Annotated in this window: 11 protein-coding genes; 8 read left to right on the top strand and 3 right to left on the bottom strand. The window is 62.2% G+C overall.

The window, feature by feature from the left end:
• Positions 1-106 precede the first annotated feature (106 nt).
• The 5 genes from dnaG to NQ492_RS02380 all read left to right on the top strand — a co-directional run bounded on the left by dnaG (position 107) and on the right by NQ492_RS02380 (position 4,946).
• Positions 107-2,080 carry a DNA primase gene (dnaG, locus tag NQ492_RS02400; protein WP_015547200.1) on the top strand — a complete coding sequence of 658 codons (1,974 nt, stop codon included), beginning with the start codon at positions 107-109 and terminating at the stop codon, positions 2,078-2,080.
• 223 nt (positions 2,081-2,303) lie between these two features.
• Positions 2,304-2,765, top strand: a complete 462-nt coding sequence (gene smpB / locus NQ492_RS02395) for an SsrA-binding protein SmpB (RefSeq protein ID WP_015547199.1) — start codon at positions 2,304-2,306, stop codon at positions 2,763-2,765.
• Positions 2,765-3,541, top strand: a complete 777-nt coding sequence (locus NQ492_RS02390; protein WP_259873661.1) for a Cof-type HAD-IIB family hydrolase — start codon at positions 2,765-2,767, stop codon at positions 3,539-3,541. Before smpB ends, NQ492_RS02390 begins: the two co-directional genes overlap by 1 nt.
• Before the next feature lie 127 nt (positions 3,542-3,668).
• A complete protein-coding gene (gene tsaB, locus NQ492_RS02385; protein WP_015547198.1) occupies positions 3,669-4,376 on the top strand; it encodes a tRNA (adenosine(37)-N6)-threonylcarbamoyltransferase complex dimerization subunit type 1 TsaB in 708 nt (235 codons plus the stop codon).
• 15 nt (positions 4,377-4,391) lie between these two features.
• Positions 4,392-4,946 (top strand): hypothetical protein, encoded by a 555-nt coding sequence (locus tag NQ492_RS02380; RefSeq protein WP_022061972.1) that lies wholly within the window; start codon positions 4,392-4,394, stop codon positions 4,944-4,946.
• Between the two features lie 63 nt (positions 4,947-5,009).
• Here the strand turns inward: NQ492_RS02380 and NQ492_RS02375 are convergent, their stop codons facing one another.
• On the bottom strand, positions 5,010-7,625 hold the full coding sequence (locus NQ492_RS02375; protein WP_147620624.1) for a glycoside hydrolase family 31 protein: 2,616 nt from the start codon (positions 7,623-7,625) through the stop codon (positions 5,010-5,012).
• Positions 7,626-7,708: 83 nt separating this feature from the next.
• Positions 7,709-9,070 (bottom strand): DNA recombination protein RmuC, encoded by a 1,362-nt coding sequence (locus NQ492_RS02370; protein ID WP_015547197.1) that lies wholly within the window; start codon positions 9,068-9,070, stop codon positions 7,709-7,711.
• A 63-nt stretch (positions 9,071-9,133) separates the two neighbouring features.
• On the opposite strand from NQ492_RS02370, the gene rpe reads away from it, so the two are divergent.
• A complete protein-coding gene (gene rpe / locus NQ492_RS02365; protein ID WP_083810221.1) occupies positions 9,134-9,784 on the top strand; it encodes a ribulose-phosphate 3-epimerase in 651 nt (216 codons plus the stop codon).
• A gap of 55 nt (positions 9,785-9,839) precedes the next feature.
• Here rpe and NQ492_RS02360 read toward each other — a convergent pair whose 3' ends face one another.
• Positions 9,840-10,400, bottom strand: a complete 561-nt coding sequence (locus NQ492_RS02360) for an HD domain-containing protein (RefSeq protein WP_015547195.1) — start codon at positions 10,398-10,400, stop codon at positions 9,840-9,842.
• A gap of 80 nt (positions 10,401-10,480) precedes the next feature.
• Between NQ492_RS02360 and abc-f the strand changes: the two genes are divergently transcribed.
• Both abc-f and rlmB read left to right on the top strand, forming a co-directional pair.
• Positions 10,481-12,424, top strand: coding sequence for a ribosomal protection-like ABC-F family protein (gene abc-f / locus NQ492_RS02355; protein WP_015547194.1), 1,944 nt, complete (start codon positions 10,481-10,483; stop codon positions 12,422-12,424).
• A gap of 163 nt (positions 12,425-12,587) precedes the next feature.
• Positions 12,588-13,328, top strand: a complete 741-nt coding sequence (gene rlmB / locus NQ492_RS02350) for a 23S rRNA (guanosine(2251)-2'-O)-methyltransferase RlmB (RefSeq protein WP_015547193.1) — start codon at positions 12,588-12,590, stop codon at positions 13,326-13,328.
• The last annotated feature ends 15 nt before the right edge of the window (positions 13,329-13,343 follow it).

Genomic DNA, 13,343 nt, shown 5'->3' with positions numbered 1-13,343 from the left:
CATGCCGAAGAAGTGCGGGGACATCGGATGGAAGACGGCGGGCGGAGAATAATTTTTAATTCTTAATTTTTAATTCTTAATTCGATTATTCGTACCTTTGTAGGCTATGATCGACCGGGAAACAGTAGACCGCATTTACGCCGCCGCCAATATCGTGGATATTATCGGCGAATACGTCACGCTCAAACGCAAGGGCGTGAACTACCAGGCGTGCTGTCCGTTCCACAACGAGAAAACCCCGTCGTTCGTCGTGTCGCCCTCGAAGGGCGTCTACAAGTGTTTCGGATGCGGCAAGGGCGGCAACGCCGTGACCTTCCTGATGGAACACGAGAACATCACCTATCCCGAGGCGCTGAAGATGGTGGCCAAGCGCTACGGCATCGAGGTCAAGGAGAAGGAGATGACCGAGGAGGAGGTGCGACGCAACGACGACCGCGAGTCGATGTTCGCCCTGAACGGCTGGGCTGCGGAGTACTTCGCCAATTACCTCCACCGCGAGACCGAAGGGCAGAGCGTGGGCCTGGCCTATTTCCGTCAGAAGCGCGGCATGACCGACGCCACGATCCGGAAATTCGGACTGGGATTCTGTCCGGCGAAGGGCGACCGGATGTCGAAGGACGCCCTGGCGGCGGGTTACAAACAGGAGTTTCTCGTCTCGACGGGGCTTTCGCTGCAACGCGAGAGCGACGGGTCGCTCTACGACCGCTTCCGCGACCGTGTGATCTTCCCCGTGCACAACATTTCGGGGCGCATCGTGGCGTTCGGAGGCCGCACGCTGCGCACCGACAAGCAGGTGGCCAAGTACCAGAACTCCCCCGAGAGCGAGATATACAGCAAGAAACGCGAACTTTACGGTCTCTATTTCGCCAAGAAGGCCATTCAGCAGCAGGATTTCGCCATCATGGTCGAAGGATACACCGATGTGATTTCGATGCATCAGGCAGGGGTCGAGAACGTCGTGTCTTCGTCCGGCACGTCGCTTACGACGGAGCAGATACGCCTGCTGAACCGCTTTACGAAGAATATCACGGTGATCTACGACGGCGATTCGGCGGGCATTCACGCCTCGCTGCGCGGTATCGACATGATCTTGAAGGAGGGCATGAACGTGCGCGTGGTGCTGCTGCCCGAGCCGGAGGACCCCGATTCGTTCGCGCGCAGCCATACGGCATCCGAGTTGCAGGAGTATATCCGCGCCAACGAGCAGGACTTCCTGGAGTTCAAGGCCAAACTGCTGTTGCAGGACGCCGAGGGCGACCCGATCCGCAAAGCGGCGCTGATCGCCGACATGGTGCAGTCGGTGTCGGTGATTCCCGATCCGATTCAGCGCTCGGTCTACATCAAGGAGTGCGCGCGGATCATGGACATCGACGAGCAGATACTCATTTCGGAGGTGGCGCGCAAGCGCATGACCACGTCGGGCGACCGCGAGACCGACGAGTTCCTGCGCCGTCAGACGACCCTCCGGCAGCGGGAGGCGCAGCAGCCCGGGGTGGAGTTCGTCAAACAGGTCGAGGCGGGGAGCAGTTTCGAGACGCTGGAGCGCGAGATCGTGAAATACCTGCTCAAGTACGGGCACTGCTCGTTCGATTTCAAGGAGGGCCGGACGATGGTGGCGTGCAACGTCGCGGAGGTGATTTTCTCGGAGCTCAGCGACGACAACATCGCCTTCCGCAATCCGGTCTACAACAAGATCATGGCGGCCTACCGCGAGCAGTGGGCGCAGCTGGGGACGGGGGTGGAGGTTCCGGCGCACGTCTTCCTGAACCATATCGACCCCGAGGTGTGCAACATGTCGGTGGACATCCTCACCTCGGACGACAACTATGTGGCCAGCGAGCTGTGGCGGCGTAAGGAGATCCACATCGACACCGACGCCGAGATGCTGGCCGTGGGGGTTCCGAAGGCCGTGACGCTCTACAAGTCGAAGGTGATCGAGGCGCTGATCAAGGAGTTGCAGGGCCGGCTGGGCGACGAGAACATTTCCGACGAGGAGATGCGCGACGTGGTGCAGCGGCTTACGGCCTACAATCAGGTCAAAGTAACGATTGCAAATAAGATACAACGATTGATTTTATAACCCGTATTTGACGGGCCGCATTGAAGGGAGACTTCGGGATAAGGATTTTTAAAGAAAAAGGGGGCGGGTCTCGGGTCGTACACGCATCACTGCGCATACCGTGTGCAAACAGAAAATAAACAGAAAGATGTGTAAAACATATCAAAGATAAAAGAATTAGTTACCTTGACCGATTCCCACCCCCGCAATTAAAATCGCAATTTGTGTGCCGTTTTTGAGTATTATGAGTGAACAGAAAAAGATAAATATCCGGAACAAGCGCGCGACGTTCGACTATGAGATTCTGGAAGAATACGTTGCGGGCATCGTGCTCGTCGGAACGGAGATCAAGTCCATCCGCGCCGGCAAGGCCTCGATGGTCGATACGTTCTGTTATTTCGACAAGGGCGAACTGTGGGTGCGCGGCGTCAACATCGCCGAATACGCCTGGGGAACGTGCAACAACCACGTGCCGCGCCGCGACCGCAAGCTGCTGCTCACGGCCCGCGAACTGGACAAGTTGCAGCGCGCTTCGCAGGACAAGGGCCTGACGATCGTGGGCCTGCGGCTGTTCCTGAACGAGCGCGGCCTGGCGAAGGTCGTCGTGGGGCTGGCCCGCGGCCGCAAGTCGTACGACAAGCGCGAATACCTCAAGGAGAACGACGCCCGGCGCGAGATGGACAAGGCGATGAAAAACTACCGGTAATGATAAAGGCTATATTTTTGGACGTCGACGGAACGCTGATCAGCTTCAAGACCCACCGGGTGCCCGCTTCGGCGCTCGATGCGTTGCGTGAGGCCCATGCGCGCGGCGTGCAGCTGTTCATTGCCACGGGGCGCGCGGCGGCCGATCTGGCCGATCTGGAGGCGATTCCCTACGACGGCGTGGCGGCGCTCAACGGCGCCGACTGCCTGATGCGTGACGGCCGCGTCGTGGCCCGGCATCCGATTCCGCGCGCCGACTTCGAGAAGTCGCTCGCCTTGTCGGCGGAGCTGGATTTTCCGGTCGGGTTGGAGTTGAACGACGGGGTTTTCGTCAACCGCGTGACGCCCGAAGTGGTGCGTCTGGCGGAGATGGTGGCGCATCCGGTCCCCGAACAGGTCGATCTGCGGGCGCTTTTCGACCGGGGAGACTGCTGCCAGATGTGCTTTTATTTCGATCCCGAACTCGAAAAGAGGGTGATGGCCGAACTGCCGTCGCTCGTGGCGTCGCGCTGGTGCCCGATTTTCGCGGACGTCAATGTCTGGGGTGTCGACAAGGCGACGGGCATGGCCGAGTTCGCCGCGCATTTCGGCTTTGCGAACGGCGAGACGATGGCTTTCGGCGACGGCGGCAACGACGTGGCGATGCTGCGGGCCGCAGGCGCGGGCGTGGCGATGGGCAACGCATGCGACGAGGCGCTCGCCGCCGCGGACTATGTGACGGCTTCGGTCGACGACGACGGAATCCGGCGCGCATTGGAGCATTTCGGGGTGATATAGCGTCTGCGTTCCGGCGGATAATCCGGGTTGCGTCGCGACGAGTCCCTCCCGAGGGAGGGCAGATTTGCAAACGACGCCGAAGGCGGCGACAACCGCCGATGGTGGCGAAAAAACGATAGGATAACTTATGAGTTTAATACTTGCTATTGAGACCGGAACGGACATCTGTTCCGTGGGCATCGCCAAGGACGGCGAACTGCTGTCGCTGCGCGAGAGCGACGAGGGGCGCGACCACGCCCGCAAGGTCGGCGTGTTCGTCGACGAACTGCTGCGCGAGACGGACATTGCGCCCGACGAACTCGACGCCGTGGCTGTGGGTAAGGGCCCCGGATCGTATACGGGACTGCGCATCGGCGTGTCGTTCGCCAAGGGATTGTGTTACGGGTTGCAGAAGCCGCTGGTGGCCGTCGGGTCGCTGGATGCGCTGGCCGAGGTGGCCCGCGAGGACTACGAGGCGGGGATTCTCGCCGTAGATGACTGGTCGAACGCCTTGCTGTGTCCGATGGTCGACGCCCGGCGCATGGAGGTCTATGCGCAGGTTTTCGACGCCGAAGGGCGTCCGCAGAGCGAAGTTTCGGCCGAGGTGGTCGACGCCGGGAGTTTCGCCGCCTTCCGCGGTCAGGGGCGTCCGTTCGTGATCTTCGGCAGCGGGGCGCGCAAATGCGCCGGCATCCTTTCCGACGCGGTGTGCGTGGAGGTGACCCCGTCGGCCCGCGGGCTTGCCCGGCTCGCCCAGCAGGCCCTCGACGAAGGCCGCACGGAGGACATCGCCTATTTCGAGCCGTTCTATCTGAAGGATTTCGTCGTTACGACATCCCGCAAGAAGTTGTTTTGAGCGGTTTCCGGCAGTATGACCGAGGCTGACCTGATACGGCTCCTGTCGGAGCGGTTCCACGGCAATTTCGCCGACGAGACGGCCCGGAGGGTGCGCGATGCCGGGGCTGTGGACCTGTTGTACGAGGTGGCGACCGCGCCGCATCCGGAGCTGCCGGGACCTGTCCGGCAGAAGGTGCTGTTCCGCGGCGCCTATGTGCTCGAACGGATCTATTTCGACGCCCCCGAGGCGTTCATGCCCCGTGCCGAATCCTTTTGCCGGGTCGATTTCGCGGCGTGCGCCAACGCCAGCGCGCAGCGTCATTTCGGGAAGATCATGGCCGACCTGCTGGGACGTTATGCGCCCGAACCCGGCGATCTGGAGCGGATCGCCGAAACGGCCGCCGGATGGGCCGTGTCGCCGGAGGCGAAAGTCGCCGTGAAGGTCTGGGCCGTGGAGGTCCTGAAACGCTGCCGGGAGCGTGTCGGCTGGGTCGCCGAATCGTGGGACGACATCGTGGAGACGGTGGCCCTCGACGCTACGCCGGGCATCGAAAGCCGGATGCGCAAAAGCTGGAAAACGAGGTCGTAACTGGGTCGGAGCAAAATAAAAACCCCGCTGATGTCAGCGGGGTTTTTCGTTCAGAGCGGGCGGCTATTTCACGCCGCCGATCTGCGCGCGCAGTCGTTTTTTGAAATTTTCACCGATGATGGTCATTTTGTCCGTGGTCTCGAACAGCGCGGCCTTGTTCTTCTCGTAGGCAGCCAGGTAGCCGGCGATGCGACCCGGGTCTTCGAGAATGAAATTGGGGCACTGCGAGACGTTGAGGTACTCCTTGGGCAGCATGAGGTAGGGTTCCGTCTTGCCCTGTTCGGTCTTGAATTCGACGGTCAGGTCGATGCAGCGTTTGAAGACTCCGCTTTTGCCGTAGAGGTCGGCCTGGTGCGCCGCGGCGTGGTCGTCGAAGGTCAGCACGACCTCCAGCGGACGGTCGCAGGGCGCGGCGTCCGTGTAGACGACCGGGGCGAGCGTATAGGCGTCGTAGGTCCACTGTCCGGCTTTCGGGAAGCGGGCGTAGGGGATTTCGCGGCCGTTTACCTGCACCGTTTTGGGCGGGAAGGTCGCCGGGAAGCGCATTTCGTAGCTGCGGCTGTCGGGAGCGCCGGCGTAGGTGCCTTCGCGGGGCGCGACGACGGCGCGCAGGGTGTTGCCCTCCTGCTTCTTGGCGACCTTCGTGGTGGCGTAGGCCGTGGCGTACTGCTGGCTGACGCCGTCGTCCTCGTAGTGGACAAGCTCGCCGTCGGCCCCGGGGATGAAGGTCAGCACCAGCGTGTCGCAGGGCTGCTGGAGGTTTTTCACCGTCTGTGGGTTCATCGGGAGGATGGCTCCGGCCCGCGCGTACCAGGGATTTTCCGAGAGGGTGTAGTGCAGCTCCTCGGTGCGTCCGCCCTCGTACATGGCCCCCGTGGCGCAGTCGTACCACCGGCCCTCGGGGAACCAGATCCGGCGCGCGGCCAGCCCCGTGACGCTGTCGACCGGCTCCACGACGGCCGTGGCGAGGATGTCATTGCCGAACATGAACTGCTCGGGGACGTTGTAGGCCTCGTCCCGTTCGGGATGGTCGTAGTACATCGGACGGCACATGCCGACGCCGGTGTCGTAGTTCTCGCGGGCGGCGTTGTAGACGTAGGGCGCCAGCGTATAGCGCAGGCGGATGGCGTCGCGCATGACGAACAGGTGGTCGGGGAAGAACCAGAGGTAACGCTCGATGCGCGGGTCCTTGGTCGAGTGGGTCTTGAAGATCGGGGTGAAGACGCCGTATTGCAGCCAGCGGGTGTAAAGTTCGGGATCGGTGGCTTTCGTCTCCTTCTTGAACATGTGGCCACCGATGTCGTGCCCCCAGTAGCCGTAGTTGACGTTGGACGAGGTGGCCGTGAAATAGGGCAGGAAGGCCAGCGTCTCCCACTTGGCGTAGGTGTCGCCCGAGAATGCCAGCGGATAGCGGTGCGATCCGAGACCGCCCCAGCGGTGGTAGATGAAGGGCCGCAGCGCGGGGTTCTGCTGCTCGGCGTGGTGGAAGAAGGTGTAGTTGAGCCAGAAGGTGTTCGAAAGTCCCGGGGTGAATTTCGACTCCATCCACTGCTGCCAGTCGAGCCACCAGAAATCGACGCCCTGGCGCTCCATCGGGTTCAGCACGGTCTTGAAGTAGGCGTCGGCCCATTTTTGTTCGTCGATATGGAACGGCACGCTCTTGCCTTTTTCGGTCCATCCGTACTCCCGGGTGAACGGCTCGTAAACGTCTTCGTAGGGTTGGATGCCCGAGGCGGGGTGGAGGTTGAGCGCTACTTTCAGCTGCTCGTTTTCGGTCCATCGGAGGAAATTCGCGGGCGAGGGGAACAGCTCCTTCTGCCAGGTGTAGCCGGTCCAGCCGATGCGCTGTCCGTACTCGTCCTTGGCGGGGTTTTTCTTGCGCAGGCCCCAGGTCTCGTGCCAGTCCATGTCGACGATCAGCACGTCGATCGGAATGTCGACCGACTTGAGTTTCTGCACCAGGTCGACGAACTCGTTGTCCGAATACTGCCAGTAGCGGCTCCACCAGTAGCCGAAGGTGTACTTCGGAGGCAGCGGCGCGCGGCCTGCGACGAGCTGGAAATCGGCGAGCGCCTGCTTGTAGTCGTGCCCGTAGGCGAAGAGGTAGAGGTCCTGGCGGTCGCCCGCGGGGCGCGCCTCGACCCACTCTTTCCAGGCGGAGCCGTCGGGCGTCAGCACGTGGCGGCCGCTGTCGTCGACCACCGACCATCCTGCGCGCGAAAGAAGCCCCTGCTCCATCGGTTCGCGCCCCAGCTTCCTGCCGTCGCATCCGTCGAGCGTGCGGGTCGTGCCCATGAGGTTCTGCGGGTCCTCCGTGCCGGGGGTCCATACGACCTCGCGGCCGTTGAGCCGGAAGACGGCTTTCAGGTTTTTGTCCGAAAACTTGCCGCCTTTGGTGTAGGTCAGCGTCAGGGCCGGGGTGGTGATCGTCAGCCGGGATTTCGTGTCGCGGACCTTGAAGTCCGGCACGGGCGTCTCACGGTTGACGAAGGTCAGCGTGGCGCGGTCCTCGAAACGGCCGTCCTCGCTCCACTCCATGCGGATCAGCTGCGGGGTGAGGACCGTGAAGCGTGCGTTGCCCGCCTCGACGACGGCCCGCGGGTCGGCCTTGGGATTCCCGGCCGCGGCTGCGCCCAGCGTCAGCCACAGGGCCGTAAAAAGAATTGTCGCTCTTTTCATAAGTTTATGGGGTTAGTTTGCTGAATAGACACATCCCGCAGGCAAAACGATGAGCCTGCGGTGCGATTTTTTTTGCGGAGGGGCTATGCGCCGCTGTCCGGCAGGGCGGCGGGGGCCTCGGAACGGTCGTCCGAATCCGTATCGCTGCCGGCGATTTCGAGCGTGCGCGCGGCATGCTGCCGCTTGGTTTGCAGGCGGGCGGTTTTGCGCAGGCGTTCGCCGACGCGGATGATGTTGTCGTTGCCCGTGCAGAGGCGTTTGTGGGCGTCTTCGTAGGCGTCGCGGGCCTTGTCCAGCGCCGTGCCGACCCCTTCGAGCGAGGCGGTGAAGGCCACCAGCTGTTCGTAGAGCTTCAGTCCGCAGGCGGCGATCTCCTTGGTGTTCTTGTCCTGGTCGTTGTATTTCCAGAGGTCGGCGACGAGTTTGAGCAGGGCGAAAAGGTTCGTCGGCGACGAGATGATCACCTTTTTGTCGTAGGCGTCGGACCAGATGGCCGTGTCGTTCTGCAACGCCGCGAGGAACGCCGGTTCGTTGGGGATGAACATGATGACGAAGTCGGGCGAATTGAGCCGCCGCTGGTACTCCTTGCGGCCCAGTTCGGTGACGTGCTGCCGCACCGAGGCGATGTGCGCCGCGAGATAACGCCGCCGCTCCTCCTCCGTGTCGGCCGAGGAGTAACCCACGAAGGCCGTGAGCGAGACTTTCGAGTCGATGACGATGTCCTTCTTCTCGGGCAGGTGCAACACCACGTCGGGCCGCAGGTTGCGCCCCTCCTCGTCCTTGATGTTGTACTGCGTCTGGTAGTGGATGCCCTTCGAGAGGGCCGAACTGTCGAGGATCGTTTCGAGCAGCATCTCGCCCCAGTCGCCCTGCACCTTCGAATTGCCTTTCAGGGCGTCGGTCAGGTTCCGGGCCTCGGTGGAGATCGTCTGGTTGAGTTCCATCAGGCGTTTGAGTTCCGATTTCAGCTCGCCCCGCTGGGAGGTCTGCGTGGTGTAGATCTCCTCGACGCGCTTGCGGAAGTCGACGATGTTCTCCTTGAACGGTTTCAGCAGGATGTCGATCGACTCCCTGCTGGTCTCCTTGAACCGCTGCGACTGCTCGCCCAGAATCTCCGTCGCGAGGTTTTTGAATTGCATGCGGAAACGCTCTTCGAGCTGTTCGCGTTCGGCTTTCTCGGCGGCGCGCTCCTCGGCGTTCTTTTGTTTCAGGCCGGCGATTTCCGTCTGGGACGAGGCGCGCAGGGCGGCCAGTTCGGTTTCGGTGCGCAGCCGCGTTTCGATCTGCACGCGGATGTCCGCTTCGGCTTGCAGGCGGGCCTGCTCGGCGGCGGTCTTGTCGGCACGCAGGTGGCCGGCTTCGCGGCGGGCGGCGGCGAGCATGGCCCCGAGCGCCGCCGAGAGGGCGCCGAGCACGATGATTGCAAGAATGAATGCGGTGTTCATACTGACAAAGGTAGAATTTTCCGTGGAATTTTTCGTATCTTTGACCGACAAACTCTTTGATTCATGCAACGTATAGTAGCCCCTTCGATGCTCTCGGCCGACTTCGGCCATCTGGAGCGCGATACCCGGATGGTCGACGCCAGTGCGGCCGAATGGGTCCATATCGACGTGATGGACGGCGTTTTCGTCCCTAACATTTCATTCGGGTTTCCCGTGCTGAAAGCCATCCGCAAGGCGACGGCGAAATTTCTCGACGTGCACCTGATGATCGTCAGCCCGGAAAAATACGTCGCGCGCTTCGCCGAGGCGGGGGCCGATCTGGTGACCTTCCACCTCGAAGCGACGGACGACCCCGCGGGGTGCGTCGCGCTGATCCGCCGGGCCGGAGCCAAAGCGGGCGTGTCGATCAAGCCGGCGACGCCGGTGGAGGCGCTGCGCGAGGTGCTGCCGCTGGTGGACCTGGTGCTGGTGATGAGCGTCGAGCCGGGATTCGGCGGACAGTCGTTCATCCCGGGGTCGCTGGAGAAGATCGCGCAGCTGCGGGCGATGGCCCGGGAGATGGGTCTCGAAACGATCATCGAGGTCGACGGAGGCATCTCGGCCCGCAACGCCGGAGCGGTTTACGGGGCGGGCGCCGACGTGCTGGTGGCCGGCAGCAGCGTTTTCGGAGCCGAAGATCCGCAGGCCGAGGTCGTGAAGATGCTCAACGCCTGACCGGAGGGTCCGTCCGGAAGAGCGCAGGGGATTTCATTTCGGAAAAAACACTCCATCAGCGTCCGGCGTGCCGGGCCGTCTCGGCGTCGAGCAGTCGGCGCAGTCGGCGCAGGAGCGCATCGTCGCGGAACCACTCCGCGCCGTAGGTCAGGTTGAATTCGTAATCGAAATCGGCGGGATTGGCTCCCTGATTGTGCTGGAGGATGGTCTCGGCCTTGTCGAGCGCCTTGACCCAGCGCGCTTCGGGCGTGGCGCAGGCTTCGTACTCCTCCCAGAGCGTCCGGATGCGTGCTGCGGCTTCTGCGGGCAGCAGGGGCGTGAGCCGCTCCATGGCCGCAAGTTCCGCCGCGGCCTTGGAGGCGGGGTCGCACTGCGCAACGGCCGGGATGTCGCCTTCGTAAGCCTCCCCGAGGTCGTGGACCAGGCACATCGCAAGGACCCGAGGCAGGTCGAGTTCCGGTTTTTCGTCCGCAAGGACGAGGGCCAGCAGGGCCAGCCGCCACGTGTGTTCGGCGGTGCTTTCGTGCCGTCCGGTCGAGGTGCGGGCCGAGCGCAGGACGTTTTTCAGCCGTTCGGCTTCGCGCATGAATTGCAGGTATCGTTCCAGTTTTTCCATCTCCGGGATTCTGTTTCGGGACCGTAAAGATACGATATGTCGGATTAAATCGCTAACTTTGCGGTGTTTTTAGATTCGCCATGATTTCATTAGACAACCTTACCGTCAGTTATGGGGGCTGGACCCTTTTCGACAATATTTCGTTCCTGATCAACCCGAAGGACCGCATCGGACTGGTGGGCAAGAACGGAGCGGGCAAAACCACGCTCCTGCGCATCATCACGGGCGAACAGCAGCCCACGTCGGGCGCCGTGACGCTCAACGGCGACTGCACGATCGGATACCTGCCGCAGACGATGCGCGTGGCGGACACCACGACGCTCGCGGAGGAGACCGCCAAGGCCTTCGAGGAGGTGTTGCGGCTCGAGGCCGAGATCGAGGCCCTGACGCGCGAGATCGCCGAGCGCACCGACTACGAAAGCTCCGAATACGAACAGCTCCTGCACCGTCTGAACGACGCGCAGGACCACTATCATATCCTCGGCGGCGAGACCCGCGACGCGGACATCGAGAAGACGCTGCTGGGCCTCGGGTTCAAACGGTCGGATTTCGGGCGCGCCACGAGCGAGTTCTCGGGCGGCTGGCGCATGCGTATCGAGCTGGCGAAACTGCTGCTCAGGCGGCCCTCGATCTTCCTGCTGGACGAACCGACGAACCATCTCGACATCGAGTCGATTCAGTGGCTCGAAGAGTATCTCCGGAATTACAACGGCGCGGTGCTGCTCATTTCGCACGACCGCGCCTTTCTGGACAACGTCACCAACCGCACGGTCGAACTGTCGCTGGGCAAGATCACCGATTACAAGGTCTCCTATTCGAAATACGTCGTCCTGCGCGCCGAGCGGCGGGCGCAGCAGATGGCGGCCTACGAGAACCAGCAGCGGATGATCGAGAAGACCGAGGAGTTCATCGAGAAATTCCGTTACAAACCCACCAAGTCGAACCAGGTGCAGTCGCGCATCAAGCAGCTGGAGCGGCTGGACCGTCTCGAGATCGAGGAAGAGGACCTCGCCACGCTCAACATCAAGTTCCCGCCCGCGCCCCGCTCGGGGCAGATCGTCGCGGAGATCAGCGAGGCCGGCATGTCGTTCGGCGAGAAACATGTCTTCAGCGGCGCGAATTTCGTCATCGAGAAGGGCGACAGGATTGCGTTGGTAGGCCGCAACGGCGAGGGCAAGACGACCCTCGCACGCATGCTGATCGGCCAGCTGACGCCCACCGAAGGGTCGGTGCGCCTCGGGGCGAACGTCAATATCGGCTATTACGCCCAGAATCAGGACGATCTGATGGACGGCGATTTCACGGTCTACGACACGCTGGACCGTGTGGCCGTGGGCGACATCCGGACCCGCCTGCGCGACATTCTGGGGGCGTTCCTGTTCCGCGGCGAGGACATCGACAAGAAGGTCAAGGTCCTCTCGGGCGGCGAGCGGGCGCGTCTGGCGATGGCCCGCATGATGCTCGAACCGCGCAACCTGCTGGTGCTGGACGAGCCGACGAACCACATGGACATGCGCTCGAAGGACATCCTCAAGAACGCCATTATGAAGTACGACGGCACGGTGGTCGTGGTGTCGCACGACCGCGAATTCCTCGACGGCATGGTCGAGAAGGTCTACGAGTTCCGCGACGGCGGGGTGAAGGAGTATCTGGGCGGCATCTACTATTTCCTCGAAAAGCGCAAGCTGGAGTCGTTGCAGGAGATCGAGCGGCGCGACGCTCCGGCCAAAATGCCTGCGAAAGGCGACGAACCGAAGCCGGCCGTATCCGGAAAGCTCTCCTACGAGCAGAGGAAGGAGCAGGAGAAGCAGCTGCGCAAAGCGAAAAAGGTCGTGGAGACGATCGAGGCGGAGCTGGCCGACATCGAGAAGCGGATCGCGGAGTACGATGCGCGGTTCGCCGCCGCGACCGAATACAACGAGGCCGACTACAAGGCTTACAACGAACTGAAAACCCGTTACGACCACCAGATGCACGAGTGGGAGAAGGCGTCGTATGAACTGGAAATCATCGAAAACGAGTGATTCCCAATTCTCTCGGGCACCTTTCGAACTTCCCTCGCCGGTCGAGACAGTCACATACGTGGAGTATGCTCCTGCCTTGCCTGACTCGCGAAACTCAAAATATGCTCCGCGATAATCGGAAATCGGGAATGGCGAAGAACGAACAAAGCAAATATACCTAACTATGGATAGCAACCTTATTTTCGGGATTCGTCCCGTGGCCGAAGCGATCGAGGCCGGAAAGCAGATCGAGAAACTCTACATCCGCAAGGGCGCCGAAGGGCAGCTGATGCAGGAGCTGAAAGATCTTTGCATGCGCCACCGTCTGCATTATCAGGAGGTTCCGGTCGAGAAGCTCAACCGCCTGACGCGCGGCAACCACCAGGGCGTCGTGGCGCAGACCGCGGCCATCGAGTATGTGCAGCTGACCGACATTCTGGAACGCGTGCCCGAAGACGAGACGCCGCTCGTGGTGTTGTTCGACGGGGTGACCGACGTGCGGAATTTCGGGGCCATCGCCCGCTCGGCCGAGTGCGCCGGGGCGCACGGGCTGATCACGCCGCTGAAGAACTCGGCGCCCGTGAACGCCGAGGCGATCCGCTCGTCGGCCGGTGCGCTGACGACGATTCCGGTGTGCCGCGTCGGCTCGGTCCGCAATACGCTCAAGGCATTGCAGGCGGAGGGCTTTCAGGTCGTGGCCGCCACGGAGAAGAGCCGCAAACTGCTCTACGATGCCGATTTCCGCCGTCCTACGGTGATCGTGATGGGCGCCGAGGATACGGGCATCTCGAAAGAGGTGCTCAAGCTCTGCGACGAACAGCTGGCCATTCCGCTGATCGGTCACATCGAGTCGCTCAACGTCTCGGCCGCGGCGGCCGTGATGCTGTTCGAGGTCGTGCGCCAGCGCATCGGGCCGGAGAACTGAAAGGAGGAGACGGAG

It is taken from the genome of Alistipes shahii WAL 8301, from assembly GCF_025145845.1.
In the GTDB taxonomy this organism is placed as follows: Bacteria; Bacteroidota; Bacteroidia; order Bacteroidales; family Rikenellaceae; genus Alistipes; species Alistipes shahii.
Note: the sequence above shows the minus strand (reverse complement) of the source record. Positions and strands in the feature narration are given on the sequence as shown.

Excerpts from the sequence above, each read along its gene's own strand:
- NQ492_RS02380 (WP_022061972.1), top strand. The coding sequence starts at position 4,392 with ATGACCGAGGCTGACCTGATACGGCTCCTGTCGGAGCGGTTCCACGGC.
- rlmB (WP_015547193.1), top strand. The coding sequence starts at position 12,588 with ATGGATAGCAACCTTATTTTCGGGATTCGTCCCGTGGCCGAAGCGATC.
- NQ492_RS02390 (WP_259873661.1), top strand. The coding sequence starts at position 2,765 with ATGATAAAGGCTATATTTTTGGACGTCGACGGAACGCTGATCAGCTTC.
- dnaG (WP_015547200.1), top strand. The coding sequence starts at position 107 with ATGATCGACCGGGAAACAGTAGACCGCATTTACGCCGCCGCCAATATC.
- NQ492_RS02360 (WP_015547195.1), bottom strand. The coding sequence starts at position 10,400 with ATGGAAAAACTGGAACGATACCTGCAATTCATGCGCGAAGCCGAACGG.
- NQ492_RS02375 (WP_147620624.1), bottom strand. The coding sequence starts at position 7,625 with ATGAAAAGAGCGACAATTCTTTTTACGGCCCTGTGGCTGACGCTGGGC.
- NQ492_RS02370 (WP_015547197.1), bottom strand. The coding sequence starts at position 9,070 with ATGAACACCGCATTCATTCTTGCAATCATCGTGCTCGGCGCCCTCTCG.
- smpB (WP_015547199.1), top strand. The coding sequence starts at position 2,304 with ATGAGTGAACAGAAAAAGATAAATATCCGGAACAAGCGCGCGACGTTC.
- tsaB (WP_015547198.1), top strand. The coding sequence starts at position 3,669 with ATGAGTTTAATACTTGCTATTGAGACCGGAACGGACATCTGTTCCGTG.
- abc-f (WP_015547194.1), top strand. The coding sequence starts at position 10,481 with ATGATTTCATTAGACAACCTTACCGTCAGTTATGGGGGCTGGACCCTT.
- rpe (WP_083810221.1), top strand. The coding sequence starts at position 9,134 with ATGCAACGTATAGTAGCCCCTTCGATGCTCTCGGCCGACTTCGGCCAT.